This window comes from Mesorhizobium sp. WSM4307 (assembly GCF_007003945.1).
In the GTDB taxonomy this organism is placed as follows: Bacteria; Pseudomonadota; Alphaproteobacteria; order Rhizobiales; family Rhizobiaceae; genus Mesorhizobium.
The window spans coordinates 207,133-229,003 of record NZ_VFTB01000008.1 but is presented as its reverse complement, the minus strand read 5'-3'; the positions used below and the strand labels follow the sequence as shown (position 1 = coordinate 229,003).

Genomic DNA, 21,871 nt, shown 5'->3' with positions numbered 1-21,871 from the left:
CTTATCCGGCTCACCTTCGGCGATGGCAGTAGCGGCTCAGTGGATTGCTTGCAATGTGCAGGAGAATGCAAGCGGCTTGTGCCAGCAGCCTCCCCTGCCCCGCCGCGCGATCTTCTAATCCGTCGTCAACGGCTGGAACCGGCCCGCTGGCGACGCCGCCAGTTCCGCCCAGTCGATCTCTTCTTCCAGCCGGTGATAGGCCTCGTCGCCGATCGTGCCGTTGCTGCGCAATTCCTCCAGCGTGTCGCGCTGGCGGTTGATGGCGTAGAGGCGCAGCCGGTCGTATTCGGTTGCCGCCTGTGCGTCCTCCGGGTTTTCCGCGATCACGCGCTGAGCCTCGTACTGCTCGCGCACGACAGCCGCCGCGGCCGATGTCTTGCGGCTCAACACGTCAAGTGCGGCCTGCATGACGGCAACGCGCGCCTGCGCAACCTCATTGTCGACGGTTCTGTCGGGATCGAAGTTGAGTATCCGCAGCAGAGGCTTCAGCGTCATCCCCTGCAGCACCAGCGTACCCAGAACCACCGCGAAGGCGGCAAGCACGATCGGATCGCGGCCGGGAAAGCCGGCAGGCAGGGCAATGGCCACCACCAGCGTCACCAGCCCGCGCATACCGCACCAGCCGACCAGCACGGCGCCGCCAAATGTCGGCAAATCCCGCTTTCTGTCTTCGCCGCCGAGACGGGCAAGCCATCGGATGATCGCAACATAACTCGCCACCCAGACGAGGCGCGCAGCGATGACGACAACCAGCACCGTCGCGGCAAACAGAAAGGCCTCGCCCTGCCCTTCGCCGGAAAGCCGGCCGACGATCGACCGTGCCTGCAGGCCCATCAGCACGAAAGCCAAAACGTTGAGAACGAACACCGCCGACTCCCAGACCGAATAGGTGCTGACACGGCGTCTCGCCGACATGCGGCGCGGTGCACTGCGCGCAATCGTGATGGCGTAGACGACGATGGTGATGATGGCGGAAAGACCGAGCTTGTCGGCCAATATCCACACGCCGAATGTCCCGGCGAACTGCACCACGGTGCTGCTCGCCGCATCCTCGATGCGGGTCAGCGTCAAGAGCGAGAGGCGGCCAAGCAGATAACCTCCAATCAGGCTGCCGATCGTTGACAGCAGGATCACCGGAATGGCGTTGCTCAGCATGATCGAGCCGAGTGCTGCCGAAACCGCCAGCCGGTAGATCAAGAGTGCGGTGGCATCGTTGAGCAGGCTTTCGCCCTGCAGGATGGCGGTGATGCGGTGCGGCACCTTGAATTGCCCGAGAACGGCACTCGCCGCCACGGCATCCGGCGGCGCGACGATGGCGCCAAGCGCGATCGCCGCGGCGATCGGCAGGCCGGCCATCTTCCAGCCGACGAAGGCAACCACCACAGTGGTGAAGACGACGGCGCCAAGCGCCAGCAGCAGCAGCGACAGCCGGTAGCGCTTCAGGTCGCGCAGCGACGTGTCATAGGCGGCATCGAGAAGCACCGGCGCTATGAACAGCGCAAGCGCCAGTTCCGGATCGATCTCGATCATCGGTGCGCCAGGCACGAAGGCGATGCCGACCCCGGCCAGGGCCAGCAGCGACGGATAGGGGACCTCCAGCCGCCGCGACAGCGCCGTCAGCGCGACAGCCGTCAAAAGCAGGACAAGGGTGAGTTCAAAAAGGGCCATGGCTCATCGTAGCGGCGAAGAGCGACTGTTGGCAGTACCCCTCGGCAGGATACTGTTGATTGTCGAAGCCTTGGCCTGCCCTGGGATTTAAAAGTGACCTGAGGGGCGGCGCCGACGGTTCGTCACTACAGACATCGAACCCACGGCATCGAGGGTTGCGAGCATCGACGATCAAGACGCGTTGTTCGGCGCATTAGAGACCGCCGCGGAATGACGTTCGCTCCGCTAGTGCAAGACCAGCATGTCGCCCGATGAGAACGAAATCTCGGCCTTCTCACCGACCGCGGGTGGCGGCGTGGCCGAGTTGTTGAAGGTGTCGAGCGACACCGTGTTGCCGCCGATGCCGACGCGGACCCGGATCACCGAGCCGAGGAAGTGCACTTCGGATATCTCTCCGATCAGGCTGGAATCGCGGCCGGGCTGGCGGCCGAGCGAAATCGCCTCGGGCCGCAGCGCCAGCGACAGCGTGTCGCCGGACTTCGAGCCGTTGAGCTTGCCCTTGAGCGAGACTTCCTGCGTGTTGACCTGAACCGTGCCGGCCGCGGCGTCGGTAACCTTGCCTTCGAGCACGTTGAGCGTGCCGACGAAATTGGCGACGAATTTGGTTGCCGGCCGGTTGTAGATCTCGAACGGCGTGCCGACCTGCTCGGCCTTGCCGCCATACATGACGGCGATGCGGTCGGAGATCGACAGCGCCTCTTCCTGGTCATGCGTGACGAAGATGGTGGTGATGCCGAGCTTCTTCTGGATCGAGCGGATTTCCTCGCGCAGCGACACGCGCACCTTGGCGTCGAGCGCCGACAGCGGCTCGTCGAGCAAAAGCAGCTTCGGCTTCGGCGCGATCGCACGGGCCAGCGCGATGCGCTGCTGCTGGCCGCCCGAGAGCTGGTAGGGATAGCGGTCGGCCATCTGCGGCAGCTTGATGATGCCGAGCATCTCGGCAACGCGGGCGTCGATGTCCGCTTTGGGCATGCCGGCGACTTTCAGGCCGAAGCCGATGTTCTGCGCGACGGTCAGGTTAGGGAACAACGCATAGGCCTGGAACACCATGCCGACATTGCGCTGATTGGGCTTCAGCCGGGTGATGTCCTTGCCGGCGACGACGATCTTGCCGGCGCTCGGCTCTTCGAAGCCGGCGACCATACGCAGCACGGTGGTCTTGCCGCAGCCGGACGGCCCGAGGAAGGAGACGAATTCACCCGGCTCGACGTCGAGATTGAAATCCTCCACGACCGTGGTGGCGCCGAAGGATTTCCGGACGTGCTGGATGGAGAGGAACGGGTCGGCCATGGTGGTGTTCTTTCGATCAGTTCGGGCGGTTCGCCGATTTCGGCGCGAAGCGGGACAGGATCTGGATCAGTGACATGCAACCCCAGGTGATGGCGAAGGCAATGATTGCAAGCGCTGCCGGCTCATAGGCGCGGTTGGCGCCGATGTTCTGCAGATACGGGCCGAAGGCCGGCCGGTTGAGCAGGCTTGCCATGGTGAATTCGCCAATGACAATCGCGAAGGTCAGGAACGCACCCGACAACACCGCGATCAACACGTTGGGCAGGATAACACGGGTGACGATCGTCCCCCAACCGGCGCCCAGAATCTGCGCCGCTTCCGTCAGAGTGCGCACGTCGATGGTGCGAAGTCCTGTATCCACCGCGCGGTACATATAGGGCAACGACAGTGTGGCATAGCCGATCACCAACAAGGCATTGGTGCCCGTGTCGGTCGCCAGGAACGGCAACGGCGAATTCGAGCCATACATTCTGATGTATCCGAAGACGATGACGATGGCCGGGATGACCAGCGGCAGCAAGGTGATGAACTCGACGATCGGGCGCAGCTGCGGCAGGCGCAGCCGGATCCAATAGGCGGCGGGCACCACGATCAGTACGCCGAGAATGATGGTGAAAACGGCGGCAAGCACCGAATACCCGAATGTCGCCTGGAAGCGTGCGTCGCCCAGCACGACCTTGTAGGCATCAAAGGAATAGGCACCCCGCCGCATGCGCATGGAAAACTCCACCGTCGCGATCAACGGGATGAAGAAATAGGCCGCGCCCAGCGCGAAGACGACCCAGGCCCAGAATCTGCCAGCCTTCATTTGAGCCACCTCTCGGAACGGGTGCGGAACCAGATGTAGAAGACATTGGCAAGACCGGTAATCAGGATCATGCCGAAGGCAATGGCATAGCCGAGATGGGCATTGTGCAGCACGTCGCCACGAATCTGGGCATAGAGCAGGATCGGCACGATGTTGAGTGACGAGCCGGTCAACGCATAGGCGGTGGCGATGGCGCCGAAGGCATTGGCGAACAACAGGATCACGGTGCCGAGGAAGCTCGGCCAGATCACCGGAATGACCACCATGCGCCAGTACTGGGACACGGTCGCGCCCAGCGTCGCGGCGGCCTCGCCCCATTCCTTCTTCAGCCCGTCAATGGCCGGCACGATGATGACCACCATCAACGGGATCTGGAAGTAGACATAGGTCAGCGTCAGGCCCCAGAACGACAGGATGTTGAAGCCGTGTGCGTAAATGTTGAGGCCGAACAGGGTGTTCAGTATGACCGTCGCGAGGCCGAGCCGGCCGAGTGTGGCGAGGAATGCGAAGGCCAGCGGCACGCCGGCGAAATTCGAGGCCACGCCGGAAAACGTCAGTGTCGCCGAGCGTATCCAGTCCGGCAGGCCACCGCGCACGATGGCGATCGCAATCGCCAAACCCGCAAAGGCGCCAATCAGCGATGAGGCAAGACTGACCTTGATCGAAATCCAGTAGGCGGCAACGATCGACGGCTGCGCCAATGCGACTATGTTTTCGAGTGTGAATTCGCCGGCATCGTTCTGGAATGCGCCCAGCATGAGGTAGAGCGTGGGCAAGATCAGGAACATGATGGCGAAGATGAAGAATGGCGCGACGCCGAGCCATTGCGTCGGCAGCCTCACGCTGCGCGCCTCGGCGGGAGGCGCCGTCTTGCCGGTAACAGCGGGGTCGGACATTGAGATATCGGTCATGCGCCGGCTACCGTCTTCGAGAGAAAGAACCGGGCGACCGTGAAGCCGCCCGGTGGATCTCAACTGTTACTTGACGTTGGCGCCGACAACGGCGTCCCAGTTCTTGGTGATGGCTTCCTTGGCCTTGCCCTGCTCGTCGAGCGTCGGGAACACCGCGGCCGCATAGGACTCGGCCGGCGGCAGCTTGGCCAGCACGTCAGCCGGGATCTTGCCGTTCTTGGCGAGATCGTTGAAGCGGATCGGGTGGCAATAGCCCTTCAGCCAGGCGATCTGGCCTTCGTCGGAATACAGGTATTCCAGCCAGAGCTTTGCTGCGTTCGGGTGCGGTGCGTAGGCGCTGATTGCCTGCACGTAGACACCGGCGACGACACCTGTCTTCGGCACGACCACGTCGACGGGCGGGTTGCCCTTCAGCGTGTCGCGACCGGCGAGCGCGTTGTAGTCCCAGGTGACGAGGATCGGGGTCTGGCCCTGGGCCAGCGTCGCGGCCTTGCCGATGACCGGCACGAAATTGCCGGCGGCGTTGAGCTTCTTGAAGAAGTCGAGGCCAGCGGTGCCAGCAGCTTCACCAGCCGCCGCGCCCGACGAGAGACCAGCGGCATATACCGCCTGGATGGCCTGGTTCGAAGCGCGCGGATCACCGGCAAGAGCGACCGAGTTGGCGAATTCCGGCTTCAGCAGGTCGGCCCAGTCCGTCGGCGATACCTTCACCAGGTCCTTGTTCACCTGGAAGGAAAGCACACCGTAGTAATCGCCCGTCCAGAAGCCGCCGGCATCCTTGGCGCTGTCGGGGATCGAGTCCCAGGTCGACACCTTGTAAGCCTGGATCAGACCGTCCTTCTTGGCGGACGGGCCGAAAGACAGGCCGACGTCGATGACGTCGGGAGCCTGCGGACCCTTGTTGTCCTTGTTCGCCTTGATCGCCTCGACCTCGTCGCCGGAACCGGCATCGGGGTTGAGTTCGTTGATGGTGATTTCCGGATACTTAGCCTTGAAGCCGTCGATGACCGCGCCGTAACCGCACCAGTCATGCGGCAGCGCGATGGTGGTGAGCTGGCCTTCGGCCTTCGCGGCCTTGACGAGATCATCCAGCGAAGCCGCGGACGAAATCACCGACGACACCATCAGGGTCGCGGCCGAAAGGGAAAGCACCTTCCCCGTGAATTTGAACATGTGTTCTCTCCGTTGAACTGACGCCGTTGGACGCCTGCGATGCGGTATCGTTTTCATGTGACAGCCAGATGAAAGCTTTGTGAAACCGGCTGCTCGCAGTGCGAAAAAGTAAACTCTTTTTAACCGGTTGTAGCAATCGCCTCGCGATTCTTTTTCCGGCTAATTAGTTTGTGCCTTGCCCTTCATCTCCTCCCCTTGTTTTTCTGCCCCTTTTTCAGATCAATTTTCCATGCGGAAAGCGTCTCAGATCGTGCCGGCGATGGCGTTTTCCAGCAGCGTCAGCGCCGCCTTCTTGGTCAGCTTGACGGGGTTGCCGCCGGCAGTCGGATCGACCACCGCCATGTCGGCGATCAGCGCCTTGCGCTTCTTGTCCATGTCGAGCCCCTTGATCAGGCCCGGCAGCGCGTGCGGCACCTTCAACTCCTTGCGCAGTTTGATGATCGCCTTGGCGAAGCCGTCGAAGCCGCCCTTGATGCCGCAATAGGCGGCGAGCCGGGCGATACGCTCCTCGATGGAGTCACGGTTGAAGGCGAGCACATAGGGCATGAACACCGCGTTGGTCATGCCGTGATGGGTGTCGTAGAGCGCGCCGATCGGATGCGACAGCGAGTGGATGGCACCCAGCCCCTTCTGGAAAGCGGCGGCACCCATGGCGGCCGCGCTCATCATATGAGCGCGCGCGACCAGGTCCTTGCCGTTGGCATAGGCCTTCGGCAGGTTCTCGAACACCAGCCGGATGCCCTCCACCGCGATGCCGTCGGCCATCGGATGGTAACCCGGCGCGCAATAGGCCTCGAGGCAGTGGGCAAGCGCATCCATGCCGGTGCCGGCGGTGATGAAAGCGGGCATGCCGACCGACAGTTCCGGATCGGCGATGACGATCGCCGGCAAGAGCTTCGGATGGAAGATGACCTTCTTGGTGTGGGTCTCCTCATTGGTGATGACGCCGGCGCGGCCGACTTCCGACCCGGTGCCGGCCGTGGTCGGCACGGCGATGATCGGGGCAATCGCATCCGAATTGGCGCGCGTCCACCAGTCGCCGACATCCTCGAAATCCCACACCGGCCGCGTCTGGCCGGCCTGGAAGGCGATCAGCTTGCCAAGATCGAGCGCCGAGCCGCCGCCGAAGGCGATGACGCCGTCATGCTTGCCCTTCTTGAACACGGCGATGCCGGCGGTGAGGTTGGAATCGACCGGGTTCGGCTTCACCTCGGAAAACACACCGTAAGGCACCTTGGCGTCGTCGAGGATTTTCAGCGTCGAAGCGACGACCGGCAGTTTCGCCAGGCCCGGATCGGTGACGAAGAGCGGCCGCTTGATACCGGTGGCTGCAAGCACCTCTGGGAGTTCCTTGATGCGCCCGGCGCCGAAACGGACGGTGGTGGGGTAGTTCCATTTGGAGATCAGCTTGGACATTTTTTGTCTTTCGAAAAATCAGATGGCTTCGCGCAGGTGGAAGGATTTCGGCCGAGTCAGGTTGTCGTAGCCGATGGCCGACAGTCCCGCGCCCTTGCCGGTGTCCTTGACGCCGGTCCAGACCAGCGCCGGATCGAGGTAGTCGCAGCGGTTCATGAATACCGTGCCGGTCTCGACGCGGTTGCCGATCGCCACCGCGTGTTCGGTATCGCGCGTCCAGATCGAGGCGGTCAGCCCATAGGCGCTGTCGTTCATCAGCGCGATCGCCTCCTCGTCGTTGCGCACCTTCATGATGCCGACGATCGGGCCAAAGCTTTCCTCGCGCATGACGCTCATCTGGTGGTCGACTTCGGTCAGCACTTCCGGCGCCAGATAGGGCGAACCGGCCTTGTCGTCAGCCACCTTCATGTTGATGTGCGCCTTGGCGCCCTTGCGCAGCGCTTCGGCCTTCTGCTCGCGGATCAGGTCAGCGAAACGCGCCTGCGCCATCGGCCCCATCGTCGTCGCCTGCTCCAGCGGATTGCCGACGACATAGTTTTTCGTCTCGGCGATGAAGCCTTCGACGAACTCGTCATAGACCTTCTCGTGCACGTAGACGCGCTCGATGCCGCAGCAGCACTGGCCGGAATTGTAGAAGGCACCGTCGACCAGATTGGCAACCGCATGGTCCATCTTGGCGTCGGGCAGCACATAGGCCGGGTCCTTGCCGCCAAGCTCGAGGCCGAGCGTCATGAAAGTGCCGGCCGCCGCCTTTTCGATGGCGCGGCCGCCGCCGACCGAACCGGTAAAGTTCACATGGTCGATCTTGCCTGAGCCGAGCAGCTTTTCAGTCTGCGCGTGGTTGAGCACGACATTCTGGAACACGCCCTTTGGCAGGCCGGCTTTGTCGAAGGCCTGCTGAAAACGCTCGCCGACGAGCAGCGTCTGTGCGGCATGCTTGAGGATGACGGCATTGCCGGCCATCAGCGCCGGCACGACGGTGTTGACGGCGGTCAGGTAAGGATAGTTCCACGGCGCGATCACCATGACGACGCCGAGCGGATCCTTCTTCACATAGCGGCGAAACCCATCCTTCGGGTTTGAGGCCGGCACGGATTTCAGCGCCAGCTCGGCGATCTCGACCATGTAATTGCTGCGTTCCTTGACACCGCCGAACTCGCCGCCATAGCGCACCGGACGTCCCATCTGCCAGGCGATCTCCGGCACGATCTCGTCGGTCATCGCCACCAGCGCTTCGAGCATCGCGAGAATGTACTTGCCGCGCTCGACGATCGGTACCTGCGCCCACTTCTCCTGCGCCGCCTTGGCGCGCTCGACCGCGGCGTTGACCGCCTGGTCCGTTGCCACGGGCCGCTCGGCATAGATCGAACCATCGATTGGGGATTTGAGTTTTACGGTTTCCAATTAAACGCTCCTGAACTTCATTCTTCCAACACAACCGACGTGCCGAACCAGACGTCTCCAACGTCTGGTTCGCGCATATTTTTCGACAGCCAAATTTTCACGACAGTCTCGATTATCTCTTCCGGTCTTGACCCATACTTGTGTTCCGCCACCCAGATCTTGTCCCGACCGGTAATCGGGATCGCTCCCTTTGCCAGGAGGCCCTTCAGGGCCGCCTTAGTGAACGTTTCCAAGTCCACACCGTCGAGACCGAATTCGTGCCGCCCGACCGGAATTATCTGCCACAAGCCGACGGCATCAACGTCAAGTTCATTTGGAACGCGCGCAACCCATTCCGCCGCCGACATGTCGTAGCCGCGATGGCGCTTGTTCCAATCCATCTTAGTACCGCTCGAACCCCCTGTGCAGTTCCCAATCCGTAATGCGGCGGTCGTATTCCAACTGCTCCCACTTGGCGGTGTGGACATAATGTTCGAGCACGTCCTCGCCGAGCGCCTGTTTCAGCATCTTCGACTTGGCCAGCGTCTCGGTGGCGTCGCGCAGCGTTTTGGGAATCTCCGGGAGGCGCGAAGCCTGATAGGCATCGCCGACGAAAGGTTTTTGCAGTTCGAGCTTCTCGTCGATGCCGGCAAGGCCGGCGGCGATCAGCGCCGCGAAGGCGAGATAGGGGTTCAGGTCGGCGCCGCCGATGCGGCATTCCATGCGGATGCCCTTGGTGCCCTCGCCGCACAGGCGGAAGCCGGCGGTGCGGTTGTCCTCGCTCCACATGATCTTGGTCGGCGCGAAGGTGCCCGCCTGGAAGCGCTTGTAGGAATTGATGTACGGCGCCAGGAACCAGGTGAACTCCTTGGCGTATTTCAACTGCCCCGCCGCCCATTGCTGGCCGAGCGTCGACAGCGTCCAGTCAGCCTTCTTGTCGAAGAACAGCGGCGTCTTCCCGTCGGCGCTCCACAGCGAATTGTGGATGTGGCTGGAGTTGCCGGCGAGCCCGTAATTGTACTTGGACATGAAAGAGATCGCCTTGCCCTCGGACTCGGCGATCTCCTTGGCGCCGTTCTTCAGGATGACGTGGCGGTCGGCCATGTCGAGCGCCTCGGCATAGCGCACATTGATCTCTTCCTGGCCGGGACCCCATTCGCCCTTGGAGTTCTCGATCGGAATGCCGGCCGCTTCCATCTCGTTGCGAAGCCGGCGCATGACGCCTTCTTCCTTGGTGGTGATGCCGATCTGGTAGTCGCCGATATAGGGCGAGGCGGTGTCGAGGCCCTGCCAGTGCTTCTTGCGGGCCGAGTCGTAGGTCTCGCTGAACAGGTAGAATTCGAGCTCGGAGGCAAAGTAGCCGATATAGCCGCGCTCGGAGAGCCGCTTGACCTGCTTCTTCAGGATGGCGCGGGGCGAGTGTGCCAAATCCTCATGGTCGTGGTGATCGAGCACGTCGCAGATCACCAGCGCCGTCTTTTCCAACCATGGAATGCGCCGCAGCGTGGCGAGATCCGGCTTCATGACGAAATCGCCATAGCCCTTCGACCAGCTTGCCGCCTTGTAGCCCGGCACCGGCTCCATATCGATGTCGGCGGCCAGGAGATAGTTGCAGCCATGCGTCTCGTCATGCGCGGAATCGACGAAATACTGCGCCAGGAACCGCTTTCCCGCGAGCCGCCCCTGCATGTCGACGATGCAGGCCAGCACCGTGTCGATCTCACCGCCGGAGACCGCTTTCTTCAACTGATCGAACGAGAAATTTCCGGCCATTCCTGTGGCACTCCAGCGCTGGTCGATTGAGAGGGAGTAACGAAACCATGGCCGGCACGATGCCGGCCATGGTCATGAAGAAAAGTATCAGTTTCCGGTCTCGCCGACCGCCTGTTCGGCGGCCTTGATCGCCGCCTGACGCGCTGCGATCTGGTCGCCAATCGGCGGCCCCTGGAAGCGGCGGTTCTCGAAGCCGTACCAGAGCACCGCGGTCAGCACGAGGAAGCCGATGGTAATGTAGAGCACCTTGTCGTTCGGCGGCTGGACGGCGATGTAGAAGATAATCGCCATGCCGATGACGGACAGGAGGCAGAATAGTTTGAACAGGCCGCTGCCGAGATTCCACGGTCCGGGATTCGGCCATTTGGCGGTTCCGAAAGTCATCATGCCGAGCACAATCGGAATGGTGAAGGACAGGAACAGGAAGACCAGCGTCGAGTTGACGACGATGGTGTAGATGTTTGTACCGCCGATCGAGATGAACTGGGCCAGGAAAACATAGACGATCTCAAGAATCGCGGCCGTCCAGATCGCGTTGACGGGAGTGCGATATTTCGGCGAGACCTTCGCCAGTCCGGCCGATCCGACGGGCATGCCGCCGTCACGCGAGAACGCAAACAGCATCCGCGAGGCGGAGGTGACGGTCGCAAGGCCGCACAGAAACTGCGAGATCAGGATCGCAAGGTAGAGCAGTTCCTTGAGCCAAACCGGCAGGATTGTGTCCATGGTCGAGAAGAACACGCTCCAGCCCTGCTTGGCACCTGCCGCCAGGTCCGGAATGGCCAGAGTGATCGCGCAAACCATCACCCAGCCGATCAGCGACGACCACAGCACCGACGAGATGATCGCCCGCGGCACGGAGTGCGCCGCCTTCAGGGTTTCTTCCGAAGTGTGCGCCGACGCATCATAACCGGTGATCGTATAGACCGGCAGCAGCAGGCAGAGCAGGAACAGATAGGTCATGGAATCCGACTGCGGGAAAACGCCGCCGCCGGCATCGCCGGAATAGTTGGTGAAGGTCCACAGCCGCGTGACGTCGATCGCCGGAGCAAACACGAGGCAGGCCACGATCAGCACGGCCGTGGCGCCGAGGATCAGGAAGCCAGAGGCATCCGTCAGCATGGCAGTCAGTCTGATGCCGAAATGATTGCAGAGCGCCTGGATGACCGTGATGATGGCAACAAATCCGACGATCTCGCCCGGCGTGCCGGTGATGCCGAACCAGCTTCCGAACGTACCAACGAAGAAGAATGCGGTGCCGATATTGATGGCACCGAGCACGGTGATCAGCCCGAGCAGATTGAGCCAGGCGGTAAGCCAGCCGGTGAAGCGGTTTCCAAGAATCGACGACCAGTGGTAGAGGCCGCCCGCGGTCGGAAATGCGGATGCGATCTGCGCCATGGCAAGGGCGAAGAATCCGGACACGGCGCAGCCGACGATCCAGCCGATGCCGGCGCCGGCGCCTCCGATCGACGAGATGGCCTGGGCGAAGGAATTGATGCCGCCCGACAGAATGCAAATAATCGAGAACGATATCGCGAAATTCGAGAAGCGGCTCATGCTTCGCGACAATTCCTGGGCGTAGCCCATCCCGTGGAGAACCTTTAGGTCCTCGTGCTTGTCGACTTCTGTGTAGTCTTGCGCTGACATTTTAGTCCCCTATTTGGTTTTTAGCTGGCCGATTGAACTGACTTTCCCATGGCGCGTTGTCGGGAGCCCCTGGCCTCCTCGGGCTCCAGATTCGAAAATATGCCGGTGAGCAGATCCGCCCATTTCCGCTGCCCGGTCTCACCGGAGATTTCATCGTTGCGGATTTCGATCATCGCGCAGGGCAACCCGCGCGAGCGTGCATGCCGTTCCAGCGTGAAATAGACGCGGTCGGCCGGCGAATAGGGCTCGTTGACACCGACGGTGATGCCGGCAAGCCGCTTGAGCGCCGATATCAGTGGCGACGCCAGCCGGCGATCCTCGTCATGGATGATGCCGATATGCCAGGGCCGGTCGCGGCCCTTGTAGACCGGTGTGAAGGAATGCACGGACACCAGCCGGGTCTCCTGGCCGCGCGCCAGCCGTTCCTCGACGATGCGTTCGATGGTGCCGTGAAATGGCTGCCATGACAGGGCGATCCGTGCCGCGCGCTGCTTTTCCGACAGGCCGGCATTGCCCGGTATGGATGTCGTCTCGCTGACCGGCGGCACGAGGTCCGGCGCGTCGAGCGGCCGGTTGCAGTCGATGACCAGACGCGAAATGCGGGTTTCGACCAGCGTCGCATCGAGCGCTTGCGCCATGCGCGTTGCCACCGGCAGCGCGCCTGGATCCCAGGCGATGTGGCGGGACAGGTCTTCGGCGGCAAGGCCGAGCGTGCCGAATTCGGCGGGCAGGAAATTGGAGGCGTGGTCGCAAGTCAGCACGAAAGGGCTCGATCCGCCCGGGTTCGTGACCCTCACGGTATCGGGCGATGCAAGGCTGGCGGGCCGTGCTTTCTCCATAGTCTGTCGTCCCCGGGGAGCGCTGTATCGTATGTTACGTATTTTGCCTCATTGCGTCCCTATGGATGATTTCATACAGTTTACCAGGCTTTGTCAAATGCGATCTCATGGGCCAGGCCAAGGGGTGGGGGAAAAGATGATTTCCAGCATTGCCGAACTGATAGCCGACCGCATCGGCACGATGCCGGCCGGCGAACGGCGCGCGGCGCAGACGCTGATCGCCAGCTATCCGATGATCGGCCTGAAGACGGTCGCCGAATTCTCGACTGCGGCCGGCGTCTCCTCGCCGACGATCCTGCGCTTCGTGGCCCGGCTCGGCTTCCAGAACTATCCGGAGTTCCAGTCGAGCCTGCAGGACGAATTGGCGGCGCAGCTGCAGTCGCCGGCAATACGAACGCTCAACCCGCCCTCGCCCGGCGGCGGCACGGTCTCGCCGATGCTGGAAGCGACGCTCGACAATATGCGCGAGACCTTTCGCCACCTCTCCGACAAGCAGCTGGCGGACATCGCGGCACGACTTGCCGACCGGCGTGGCAAGACATTCCTCATCGGCGGCCGCTTCACCGATCCGCTGGCGCGCTACATGGCCGCCCACCTTGCCGTCATCCAGCCCGACGTCTTTCACCTAGCCGGCCAGGAGAGCATGTGGCGCGACCGGCTGATCGACATGGGCAAGCGCGACGTTCTGGTGATCTTCGACATCCGGCGCTACCAGGACAGCCTCGTCCGCTTCGCCGAAAAGGCGCATCAGCGCGGCGTCCAGATCGTGCTGTTCACCGACCAGTGGTTGTCGCCGATCGCCCGGTTTGCCCGCCATGTCATCGCCGGACGAACCGCGGTGCCTTCCGCCTGGGATTCCTCGGCCGCGCTCTTCGTCGTCGCCGAAACGCTGATCGGCGCCGTCACCAGACAGCTCGAGGCCGACGGCGCCCGGCGCATCCGCGAGATGGAAGGTCTGCGTTAGCAAGGTCACCTGCCAATCGCATCCGTTCCAGGCGGGCATCTCGAATTCACGTTACCGAGATTTAATGTGCACGATTGCGTGATAATTGCCATAAACCGCTGATACCGGGATGTGGCGTGGCCGGTTTTCGCCGCCAGCCCGTATCGTCGCTGCATCCGCTTCCGTCTGGAACCGGCAGGCGATTCTTGCCGCTGGAGTGTCGATGCCGAGCTGGAAACAGATTGTCCTTGCGTTTGTGGTCGTGGTCGCAGCAGCGGCTGTGTGGGCGCGCTTCTACCCCGGCGCTCCTCAAGTGCTGGCGCGTTGGGGCATCGACTGGGCTTATGGCGCGACACCTTCGGCGCAGCACACTGCGGCGGCTGGCTCCCGGCAGGCAGGGCGCAACGGCCTCCGGATTGCCACCATCGTTGCATCGCCGGCCGCCTCGGCTGTCATCAACGACCGCCTGCAGGCGATCGGCACCGGCCGCGCCAACGCTTCGGTGACCGTCAATCCCTACAGTTCCGGCCGCCTTGCAGAATTGCTGGTCGAATCCGGCGGCCATATCGACAAGGGACAGATGATCGCGACGCTCGATTCCGAGACCGAGATCATCGCACAGAACCGCGCCAAGCTCGCCTTGCAGGATGCGCAGTCCAAGCTCGACCGCGTCAAATCGCTGCGCGCTTCCAATGCCGCGACGCCGGTCGCCGTCGCTGATGCAGAGGTGATTCTGGCGGGCGCCAAGCTGGCGCTGCAGGACGCCGAGCTTGCGCTGCAGCGCCGCTCCATTTTGGCGCCAATATCAGGCACCGTCGGCATCCTGCCGATCTCGGCCGGCAACTACGTGACAAACCAGTCGGCCATCGCCACGCTCGACGACCGCTCCTCGATCCTGGTTGATTTCCAGGTGCCCGAGCGCTTCGCCGCCGCCGTCAAGGTCGGCGCGCAACTGACGGCGACGCCGATCGCCAATCCGAGCAGCGCCTATACCGGCACGGTCTCGGCCATCGACAACCACATCGACGAGAAGAGCCGCACGTTGCTGGTCAAGGCCAAGATCGCCAATCCCGCCGATTCGCTGCGCGCCGGAATGTCATTCTCCATCACCATGAAATTCCCTGGCGAGACCTACCCGGCCGTTAGCCCGCTGGCGATCCTGTGGGGCTCGGACGGCGCCTATGTCTGGCAGATCGAGGACGGCAAGGCCAAGCGCGTGCCGGTGCGCATCATCCAGCGCAACACCGAGACCGTGCTGATCGATGCCGAGATCGACAGCGGCGACATGGTGGTCACCGAAGGCACGCAGAGCGTCAGCGAGGGCGGCGAGGTCCGCATCGCCGGCCAGGAGCAGCGCGCCGCCGACACCGCCGAAGGCTCATGACCGGACCCGTCAACGCCGCCGGCGATACCGGCTTCACCGCGCTGTTCATCCGCAGGCCGGTCATGGCCTTCGTGCTCAACGTCCTCATCGCGGTTGCCGGCCTCGCCGCCTTCTACGGCGTCGAGATCCGCGAACTTCCGGACGTCGACCGCGCCGTGGTCACCGTTTCCACCACCTTCCAGGGCGCCGCGGCCGAAACCGTCGACCGCGAGCTCACCGACACGATCGAAGGTGCCGTCGCCCGCGTCTCCGGCGTCAAGTCGATCTCGTCTTCCTCCTCGTTCGGCCAGAGCCGCGTCACCATCGAATTCAACGACGGCGTCGACCTCAACGTCGCGGCCTCCGACGTGCGCGATGCCGTCGGCCGCGTCGCCAACCAGATACCGGACACCGCCGATCCGCCGCGCATCGTCAAGGCCGATGCCAATTCCGATGCGGTGATGCGGCTTGCTGTGACGTCCGACAACATGTCGGTCCAGGACATGACCGTGGTGGTGCAGGATCAGATCGAGGACGAACTGGCAGCCGTGCCCGGCGTCGCCGACGTCCAGGTCTATGGCGACCGCGACAAGATCTTCCGCATCGACGTCGACCAGAACAAGCTCGCGAGCCTCGGCTTCACCGTCGCCGACCTCCGGACAGCCCTGGCGTCGGTCGCCTTCGATTCCCCTGCCGGATCGATCACCACGACCAACCAGGACCTCATCGTCCGCACCACGGCGGACGTGACCACGCCCGGGGAATTCGAAAACATCATCATCGGCGGCACGACGCGCATCCGCGATATCGCCACCGTCACGCTCGGCCCCGATGTCGGCCAGACCACGCTGCGTTCCGATGGCAAGACCGGCATCGGCATCGGCATCATCCGCCAGGCGGAATCGAACACTTTGGACATCTCGACCGGCGTTCAGGCCGCTGTCGCCAAGCTGCAGGAAAACCTGCCCAAGGGCATGGCGATCAAGATCACCAGCGACGACGCCGTCTTCGTCAAGGGCGCGGTCCACGAGGTCGAGATCGCGCTCGGCCTGTCGGTGACCATGGTGCTGATCGTCATCTACATCTTCCTGCTCGACTGGCGCGCCACGCTCATCCCCGGCCTGTCGATGCCGGTCGCCATGATCGGCACCATCGCCGCCATCTATCTGGCCGGCTTCTCGGTCAACATCCTGACGCTGCTCGCCATGGTGCTGGCGACGGGCCTTGTCGTCGACGACGCCATAGTTGTGCTTGAAAACATCGTGCGACGGCGCAACGAAGGCATGGGGCCGCGTGCGGCCGCCGTGCTCGGCGCGCAGGAAGTGTTTTTCGCCGTCGTTGCCACGACGCTGACGTTGGTCGCCGTCTTCGTGCCGATCTCCTTCCTGCCCGGCCAGACCGGCGGCCTGTTCCGCGAATTCGGCTTCGTGCTTGCCATGTCGGTGCTGCTGTCCTGCGTGGTGGCGCTGACGCTTTGCTCGATGCTCGCCTCGCGCATGCTGACCGGCGCCTCACTTCACCACGAGGGCGGCCACGGCTTCGGCGCCCGTATCGGCGGCGTGTTGAATACCGCCTACAGGCGCACCCTGCACGCTTGCCTCGATGCGCCCTGGATCGTGGTCCTGGTCGCGGTGCTGTTTGCCGGCACTGCCTTCACCCTGTTCGGCACCATCCGCCAGGAACTGACGCCGACCGAGGACCGCGCGGCCGTGCTGTTGCGCATCAATGCGCCGCAAGGCGTCAGCCTCGATTACACGACGCAGCAGATGCAGAAGATCGAGAAGCTGATCCAGCCGATGCGCGATTCCGGCGAGATCCGCTCGACCTTCGAGAATGCCGGCCAGAACGGCTCCTACAATTCCGGCTTCATGGTGATGACGCTGGCGCCCTGGAACGAGCGCAGCCGCAGCCAGCAGGAGATCATGGCCGAGATCAGCCAGCTGACCAGGCAGGTGCCGAGCGTGCGCATCTTCCCGGTGCAGCCCAACAGCCTCGGCATCCGCGGCGCCGGCAACGGCCTGCAATTTGCGCTGGTCGGCAACGACCGCAAGGCGCTCGGCGACGCGGCGGTGAAGATCATCGCCGAGATGCAGAAGGATCCGGGCTTCCAGACGCCGCGCTTGTCGATCGACCCGACGCAGCCGCAGCTGGCCGTCGCCATCGACCGCGAGCGCGCCTCAGACCTCGGCATCGACATCACGGGGCTGGCCAACACCATGCAGGCCATGCTCGACGGCAACGATGTCGTCGACGTCTACATCGCCGACCGCAGCTATGGCGTGAAACTGGTCTCGACCACCAATCCGATCAACGATCCGACCGATCTGGAAAACGTCTTCCTGAAGACGGGAGACGGCCGCTTCGTGCCGATGTCGACCATAGCCACGCTGACCGAACGCGCCGTGCCACCATCGCTGTCGCGCGAACAGCAGCAGCCATCGGTGGCCATCACCTCCAACCTCTCGGGCAATTCCGCGCTTGGCGACGCGCTGGGCCGCGCCGAGGCGATCGCCACGCCGCTCTTGCCGCCGGGCAGCCGCATCCTGCCGCTGGCCGAAGCCGCCACGCTGGGCGAAACCAACAGCGCCATGGTCACCATCTTCGGCTTTGCGCTGGTCATCATCCTCCTGGTGCTGGCCGCCCAGTTCGAAAGCTTCGTCAGCGCCGTCATCATCGTGGCGACCGTGCCGCTCGGCCTGGCCTGCGCCATCTTCGCCTTGCTGCTGTCGGGCACCAGCCTCAACGCCTACAGCCAGATCGGCCTGGTGCTGCTGGTCGGCGTGATGGCGAAGAACGGCATCCTGATCGTCGAGTTCGCCAACCAGCTGCGCGATCGCGGGCTCGGCGTGCGCGAGGCGATCGAGCAGGCTTCGACCATCCGCCTGCGGCCAGTGATGATGACGATGATCTGCACCATACTTGGCGGCGTGCCGCTGGTGCTGGCGGCGGGCGCGGGTGCCGAGGCACGCGTGGCGCTCGGCTGGGTCATCGTCGGCGGGCTGGGGCTGGCCACCGTCTCGACACTGTTCCTGACGCCGGTCGCCTATCTCCTGCTTGGCCGCTTCGTCACACCGAAGACCCATGAGGAAACACGCCTGAAGCGCGAGCTCGAGGAAGCCGCCTATGTCGGTGTGGAGCCGGCGCAGTAGCCGTTATTTCAGCAACCGGCCTTCGATCGACCAGCGCGCGGCAAGGAAATTCAGCACCGCCGCCACGATGACACCGCCGATCTTTGCCGGCCACACGCCGGCAATACCGGCAAAAAGTGCGATCGACAGGCTGGAGACGCCGAGCGAAATCAACGCACCAAGCGAGACGAAACGCAGGAAGGCGTCATGCAGCCGGATGGCCTGGTTGCGCTCGAACGACCAGAAGCCGTTGGCCAAGAAAGAGAAGATGACGGCGATCGACCATGAGACGACATTGGCCGGCAGCGGCGGGACATGCAGCTTGAGCAGCAGAAAAAAGCCGGCAAGGTCGATGGCCGTGTTCGCCAGTCCGACAATGGCAAAGCGCACGATCTTGCTGCCGGTCGAACGCCGGGGCTGGTCGGCGCCGCTCATCCCTTGCCGTCCATGATCTCGACGCCGGCGCGTGCGAGGCTCGCACCGAACGCGTCGGAGGCCAGCACCGCGTATTCCACCTCGCGCACGCCTTGCATCGGGTCGCGCGCCCGCAGCGTCTCGTCAACATGGCCGGGATGGCACATGAACAGGCCTCGTTCCGGCAGCGCCTCGAGGGCGGCCTGCAGAACCGGCGCGAACCGTTCGGGCTGCCGCCAGTCATAGATGCCGGCGAGCGGCTCGAAAAGGGTAAAGCCGGCGCGTGCCATCGACCGGTTGAAGCCGGCGGCCACGGCGGCGATTGCCGCGACCTTCGGCGCGACGACGGCATCGCCCAGCGCCGGAGCGCCACGCAGCGCCGGCCGGCCGCCGGCTTCGGGAAAACACCCCCGCAGCCATGTGCGCACGACGGGCAGGAAATGCACGTGCTGATGCCCGTCGATGAAGTCGGGCTGGCGGCCAAGCGCCTCGACGAAGCGGCTGTGCTGCGCGTCCAGCTCGGCATGGACATCGCGCTCGTCAATGCTTGCGCGCAGCACCGGCAGCGCCAGCGAACGCAGCGGCGGCAGCCGGCCTTCCGGCGCCAGGCTCGACCGGCCGGTGACGGCTGGCTGGTCGGTGAGGGTCAAGTGCAGCCCCACCGCTGCGCGGCCGCGCAGCGGCTTTATGCGCGCCGCCGCATCACGCCATTCCGGAAAGCCGGTCATGCAACTGGTGCCGGTCAGGCGGCCGCGATCGAGCAGGTCGAGAATTCCGGCGGAAACGCCGGGCGCCAGGCCGTAATCGTCGGCGATCAGGCGGATGCGCCGCGTCATGCGCCGGACGCGCCTGGCGGCCTGTCCGAAACGCCGCGCACGACGTCGCGCACGATATAGATCGGGCGGTCCTTGCTTTCCGAAAGCGTGACCCAGACATATTCGCCGATCAGGCCGAGCAAGGTGAGGTTGAGGCCGCCGAGCAGGACGACGGCGACCATGAGGCTGGGATAGCCGGGGACGGCGATGCCGTAGAACAGCACCTCGAAGAACACCTTGGCTCCGTAGAGGATCCCCGCCAGCGCCGCCAGCATCCCGCTCAGGCTGATGATGCGCAGCGGGATGACAGAAAAGGACGTAAACCCTTCCAGCGAGAAGGCGATCAGGTTGAGCCGGCTCCACTTCGACTTGCCGGTGACACGGTTTTCCGGCGAATAGCTTATGGCCTTCTGGCGGAAGCCGGCCCAGGCGAACAGGCCCTTGTTGAAGCGCCTTTTGTCACGCAGGCTGGTCAGTGCGCGCACCACGGCGCCACGCATGACGCGGAAGTCGCCGGCATTTTCTGGAATGTCGAAACGCTGGCTGCTGTTGATCAGGCTGTAGAACAGCTTCGCCAGCTGGCTGCGCCGCCAACTGGCCTCGCGGCGGTCGTTCTGTGCGTAGACGACGTCGATATCCGGATTTTCCACCAGTTCGGCGATCATCTTCAGGCTGATGTCCATCGAATGCTGGAGGTCGGCGTCCATGACCAGCGCCATGTCGCCGCGCGACTGGTCGAGGCCGGCGAGCACCGCGACCTCCTTGCCGAAATTGCGGCTGAGCCGGACGATCTCCCAGGAACCCGACAGCGCCTGAGAAAACCGCTCGGCGCCATCGTCTCGGCTGCCGTCGTCCACCAGAATCTTGTGGACTTCCATGCCGAAACGCTGCGACACTTCCGCTTCGAGCTTGTCGAGCAATGCGGCAAAGGCCGATGCCGACTGCGCCTCGTTCAAGAACGGCGCGACGATATCGAGAATGGGCCGCGCCTCAGCCATTTGCGACAGGCCTTTCATTCATCACCTTGACTCCCCTCACCTTGCCTCGCGCCCTGGCCCAGAACCACCAGATCAGGGGACCGGCAATGAGGGTCACCGCGATCGGCCGGAACCAGGGGTACAGGAAATCATGGATGTGACGTTCGACGCCCGTCAATCCGGTCAGGAACAGCATCACGGACAGCACCGAAGCCAGGACGCCGCCCCGTTCCTCGCGCCACAACAAGGCGATAGCGAGACCGGCCGGCACGGCGATCATGGCATAGGTGTTGGGCTCGACGCGCGGGTTGAAGACGCACATGTAGAACGTCGCCGCCAGGAAGATGACAAGACCAGCCGTCCCGCGTTCGAGCTTGCGATCGAACCAGATGACGAATGAAAGCGTGAACAAGGCCATGACGATACGCACGATGGTTGCGCCGAATTCCGGGAGGGGCAAGCCGATTGTGGTGAAGGGCGCCGTGAAGTCGGTGGGAACAAAGTGGCTGGTATTGTCGACAGCCATCGAGGTCAGCATCCCGCCAAAGACACGATACTGGTCGTTGAGATAGCTCGCGGGAGCGAACGCATAGGGCAAGGCGAGCACGAACAGCACCGCCAGCACCAGCACCGGTATCAGCCGCAGGCGCAGGGCGCCGACCAGCAAAAGCATGATGATCGCGGTCGGCTTGGCGATGATGGCGACCGAAGCCCAGAAGAAGGTTTCTGCACGCCGCCCTTCGAGCGCCGACAAGGTGAGAAGCCAACAGGCGCCGGTCAGCAGGATCGTCGCCTGGCCGTTGCGGATCGCCCCCAGTGCCATCGGCAAGGCAAGGAACAGGCCGTAGGAAAGCAGCCATGGCAATTCCCCGCCGCCGAGCCTGCGCACCTGCCGCATCGCGGCGTAGGTCAGCACCGCGAAACCGATGATATGCCACGCCAGTCCACCCAGATGCGGTCCGAGCTCGAGTATGGGAACATAGAGCGCGGCAAAGGCCGGGGCGTAGAGATATCCCATCTCGGACTGGATATCGTAGAGCGGCCGGCCGGCCAGGAATTCCTGACTGCCGTATCTGTAGGCCTGCAACACCGAACGCGTGTCGGGTGACCACAGGATCATGGCAAGGACGACCAGGAACGCTCCCATCCACAGGCCAAGTCCCAGACGGTCGAAAACCGGCTTGGAAATCGTCATCAAAGGCACCCCACACATTCCGGAACAAGCCCTTGCCCGCACCGTCCGGCATTTCGATGGCGGCATATCACGGACAAAGCGAAGTGGCATAGGGGCTGAAAGACGCGGCCATCATCTCCGCGGGC

18 protein-coding genes are annotated in these 21,871 nt (G+C 63.4%); 3 read left to right on the top strand and 15 right to left on the bottom strand.

Features of this window, described 5'->3' with window-relative positions:
• Positions 1 to 114: 114 nt before the first annotated feature.
• The 11 genes from FJV83_RS20865 to FJV83_RS20815 all read right to left on the bottom strand — a co-directional run bounded on the left by FJV83_RS20865 (position 115) and on the right by FJV83_RS20815 (position 12,911).
• On the bottom strand, positions 115 to 1,668 hold the full coding sequence (locus FJV83_RS20865; RefSeq protein ID WP_095772575.1) for a sodium:proton antiporter: 1,554 nt from the start codon (positions 1,666 to 1,668) through the stop codon (positions 115 to 117).
• Between the two features lie 225 nt (positions 1,669 to 1,893).
• Positions 1,894 to 2,958: an ABC transporter ATP-binding protein gene (locus tag FJV83_RS20860; RefSeq protein ID WP_142884511.1), complete on the bottom strand. Its 1,065-nt coding sequence runs from the start codon at positions 2,956 to 2,958 to the stop codon at positions 1,894 to 1,896.
• Positions 2,959 to 2,974: 16 nt separating this feature from the next.
• Complete coding sequence (locus tag FJV83_RS20855) at positions 2,975 to 3,766, bottom strand: ABC transporter permease (protein ID WP_095772573.1); 792 nt, start codon at positions 3,764 to 3,766, stop codon at positions 2,975 to 2,977.
• Positions 3,763 to 4,662, bottom strand: a complete 900-nt coding sequence (locus FJV83_RS20850) for an ABC transporter permease subunit (protein ID WP_179295817.1) — start codon at positions 4,660 to 4,662, stop codon at positions 3,763 to 3,765. The genes FJV83_RS20855 and FJV83_RS20850 overlap by 4 nt, the downstream gene beginning before the upstream one ends.
• 81 nt (positions 4,663 to 4,743) lie before the next feature.
• Entirely contained in the window at positions 4,744 to 5,850 is a 1,107-nt protein-coding gene (locus FJV83_RS20845) for an ABC transporter substrate-binding protein (RefSeq protein ID WP_142884512.1), read from the bottom strand.
• Positions 5,851 to 6,093: 243 nt separating this feature from the next.
• Entirely contained in the window at positions 6,094 to 7,266 is a 1,173-nt protein-coding gene (locus FJV83_RS20840) for an iron-containing alcohol dehydrogenase (RefSeq protein WP_095792644.1), read from the bottom strand.
• 18 nt (positions 7,267 to 7,284) lie between these two features.
• A complete protein-coding gene (locus FJV83_RS20835) occupies positions 7,285 to 8,670 on the bottom strand; it encodes an aldehyde dehydrogenase family protein (protein WP_142884513.1) in 1,386 nt (461 codons plus the stop codon).
• A 17-nt stretch (positions 8,671 to 8,687) separates the two neighbouring features.
• Positions 8,688 to 9,050, bottom strand: coding sequence for a hypothetical protein (locus FJV83_RS20830; protein WP_095772568.1), 363 nt, complete (start codon positions 9,048 to 9,050; stop codon positions 8,688 to 8,690).
• Position 9,051: 1 nt separating this feature from the next.
• Entirely contained in the window at positions 9,052 to 10,422 is a 1,371-nt protein-coding gene (locus FJV83_RS20825; RefSeq protein WP_095787016.1) for a glutamine synthetase family protein, read from the bottom strand.
• Positions 10,423 to 10,509: 87 nt separating this feature from the next.
• Positions 10,510 to 12,072: an amino acid permease gene (locus tag FJV83_RS20820; protein ID WP_142884514.1), complete on the bottom strand. Its 1,563-nt coding sequence runs from the start codon at positions 12,070 to 12,072 to the stop codon at positions 10,510 to 10,512.
• Positions 12,073 to 12,092: 20 nt separating this feature from the next.
• Positions 12,093 to 12,911, bottom strand: coding sequence for an N-formylglutamate amidohydrolase (locus FJV83_RS20815; RefSeq protein WP_095772565.1), 819 nt, complete (start codon positions 12,909 to 12,911; stop codon positions 12,093 to 12,095).
• Between the two features lie 136 nt (positions 12,912 to 13,047).
• Here FJV83_RS20815 and FJV83_RS20810 point away from each other — a divergent pair, with 136 nt between their 5' ends.
• The 3 genes from FJV83_RS20810 (at position 13,048) to FJV83_RS20800 (ending at position 18,366) form a co-directional block, all read left to right on the top strand.
• Positions 13,048 to 13,875: a MurR/RpiR family transcriptional regulator gene (locus tag FJV83_RS20810; RefSeq protein WP_095772564.1), complete on the top strand. Its 828-nt coding sequence runs from the start codon at positions 13,048 to 13,050 to the stop codon at positions 13,873 to 13,875.
• Positions 13,876 to 14,077: 202 nt separating this feature from the next.
• Positions 14,078 to 15,238 (top strand): efflux RND transporter periplasmic adaptor subunit, encoded by a 1,161-nt coding sequence (locus FJV83_RS20805; protein WP_142884515.1) that lies wholly within the window; start codon positions 14,078 to 14,080, stop codon positions 15,236 to 15,238.
• A complete protein-coding gene (locus FJV83_RS20800) occupies positions 15,235 to 18,366 on the top strand; it encodes an efflux RND transporter permease subunit (protein ID WP_142884516.1) in 3,132 nt (1,043 codons plus the stop codon). Before FJV83_RS20805 ends, FJV83_RS20800 begins: the two co-directional genes overlap by 4 nt.
• Positions 18,367 to 18,369: 3 nt before the next feature.
• Here the strand turns inward: FJV83_RS20800 and FJV83_RS20795 are convergent, their stop codons facing one another.
• The 4 genes from FJV83_RS20795 to FJV83_RS20780 are packed head-to-tail and all read right to left on the bottom strand — an operon-like array spanning position 18,370 to position 21,746.
• Complete coding sequence (locus tag FJV83_RS20795; RefSeq protein ID WP_095772562.1) at positions 18,370 to 18,780, bottom strand: GtrA family protein; 411 nt, start codon at positions 18,778 to 18,780, stop codon at positions 18,370 to 18,372.
• Positions 18,777 to 19,595: a ChbG/HpnK family deacetylase gene (locus FJV83_RS20790; protein WP_095787021.1), complete on the bottom strand. Its 819-nt coding sequence runs from the start codon at positions 19,593 to 19,595 to the stop codon at positions 18,777 to 18,779. Before FJV83_RS20790 ends, FJV83_RS20795 begins: the two co-directional genes overlap by 4 nt.
• Positions 19,592 to 20,590, bottom strand: coding sequence for a glycosyltransferase family 2 protein (locus FJV83_RS20785; protein WP_246691897.1), 999 nt, complete (start codon positions 20,588 to 20,590; stop codon positions 19,592 to 19,594). Before FJV83_RS20785 ends, FJV83_RS20790 begins: the two co-directional genes overlap by 4 nt.
• The gene (locus FJV83_RS20780) at positions 20,565 to 21,746 is read right to left on the bottom strand and encodes a glycosyltransferase family 87 protein (RefSeq protein WP_095772559.1); all 1,182 of its coding nucleotides are present in this window, start codon (positions 21,744 to 21,746) and stop codon (positions 20,565 to 20,567) included. Before FJV83_RS20780 ends, FJV83_RS20785 begins: the two co-directional genes overlap by 26 nt.
• Positions 21,747 to 21,871 lie beyond the last annotated feature (125 nt).

What these genes read in the sequence shown, in the direction of transcription:
- FJV83_RS20865 (WP_095772575.1), bottom strand. Translation starts at nt 1,668, where the DNA reads ATGGCCCTTTTTGAACTCACCCTTGTCCTGCTTTTGACGGCTGTCGCG.
- FJV83_RS20860 (WP_142884511.1), bottom strand. Translation starts at nt 2,958, where the DNA reads ATGGCCGACCCGTTCCTCTCCATCCAGCACGTCCGGAAATCCTTCGGC.
- FJV83_RS20855 (WP_095772573.1), bottom strand. Translation starts at nt 3,766, where the DNA reads ATGAAGGCTGGCAGATTCTGGGCCTGGGTCGTCTTCGCGCTGGGCGCG.
- FJV83_RS20850 (WP_179295817.1), bottom strand. Translation starts at nt 4,662, where the DNA reads ATGTCCGACCCCGCTGTTACCGGCAAGACGGCGCCTCCCGCCGAGGCG.
- FJV83_RS20845 (WP_142884512.1), bottom strand. Translation starts at nt 5,850, where the DNA reads ATGTTCAAATTCACGGGGAAGGTGCTTTCCCTTTCGGCCGCGACCCTG.
- FJV83_RS20840 (WP_095792644.1), bottom strand. Translation starts at nt 7,266, where the DNA reads ATGTCCAAGCTGATCTCCAAATGGAACTACCCCACCACCGTCCGTTTC.
- FJV83_RS20830 (WP_095772568.1), bottom strand. Translation starts at nt 9,050, where the DNA reads ATGGATTGGAACAAGCGCCATCGCGGCTACGACATGTCGGCGGCGGAA.
- FJV83_RS20825 (WP_095787016.1), bottom strand. Translation starts at nt 10,422, where the DNA reads ATGGCCGGAAATTTCTCGTTCGATCAGTTGAAGAAAGCGGTCTCCGGC.
- FJV83_RS20820 (WP_142884514.1), bottom strand. Translation starts at nt 12,072, where the DNA reads ATGTCAGCGCAAGACTACACAGAAGTCGACAAGCACGAGGACCTAAAG.
- FJV83_RS20815 (WP_095772565.1), bottom strand. Translation starts at nt 12,911, where the DNA reads ATGGAGAAAGCACGGCCCGCCAGCCTTGCATCGCCCGATACCGTGAGG.
- FJV83_RS20810 (WP_095772564.1), top strand. Translation starts at nt 13,048, where the DNA reads ATGATTTCCAGCATTGCCGAACTGATAGCCGACCGCATCGGCACGATG.
- FJV83_RS20805 (WP_142884515.1), top strand. Translation starts at nt 14,078, where the DNA reads ATGCCGAGCTGGAAACAGATTGTCCTTGCGTTTGTGGTCGTGGTCGCA.
- FJV83_RS20800 (WP_142884516.1), top strand. Translation starts at nt 15,235, where the DNA reads ATGACCGGACCCGTCAACGCCGCCGGCGATACCGGCTTCACCGCGCTG.
- FJV83_RS20795 (WP_095772562.1), bottom strand. Translation starts at nt 18,780, where the DNA reads ATGAGCGGCGCCGACCAGCCCCGGCGTTCGACCGGCAGCAAGATCGTG.
- FJV83_RS20790 (WP_095787021.1), bottom strand. Translation starts at nt 19,595, where the DNA reads ATGACGCGGCGCATCCGCCTGATCGCCGACGATTACGGCCTGGCGCCC.
- FJV83_RS20785 (WP_246691897.1), bottom strand. Translation starts at nt 20,590, where the DNA reads ATGAAAGGCCTGTCGCAAATGGCTGAGGCGCGGCCCATTCTCGATATC.
- FJV83_RS20780 (WP_095772559.1), bottom strand. Translation starts at nt 21,746, where the DNA reads ATGACGATTTCCAAGCCGGTTTTCGACCGTCTGGGACTTGGCCTGTGG.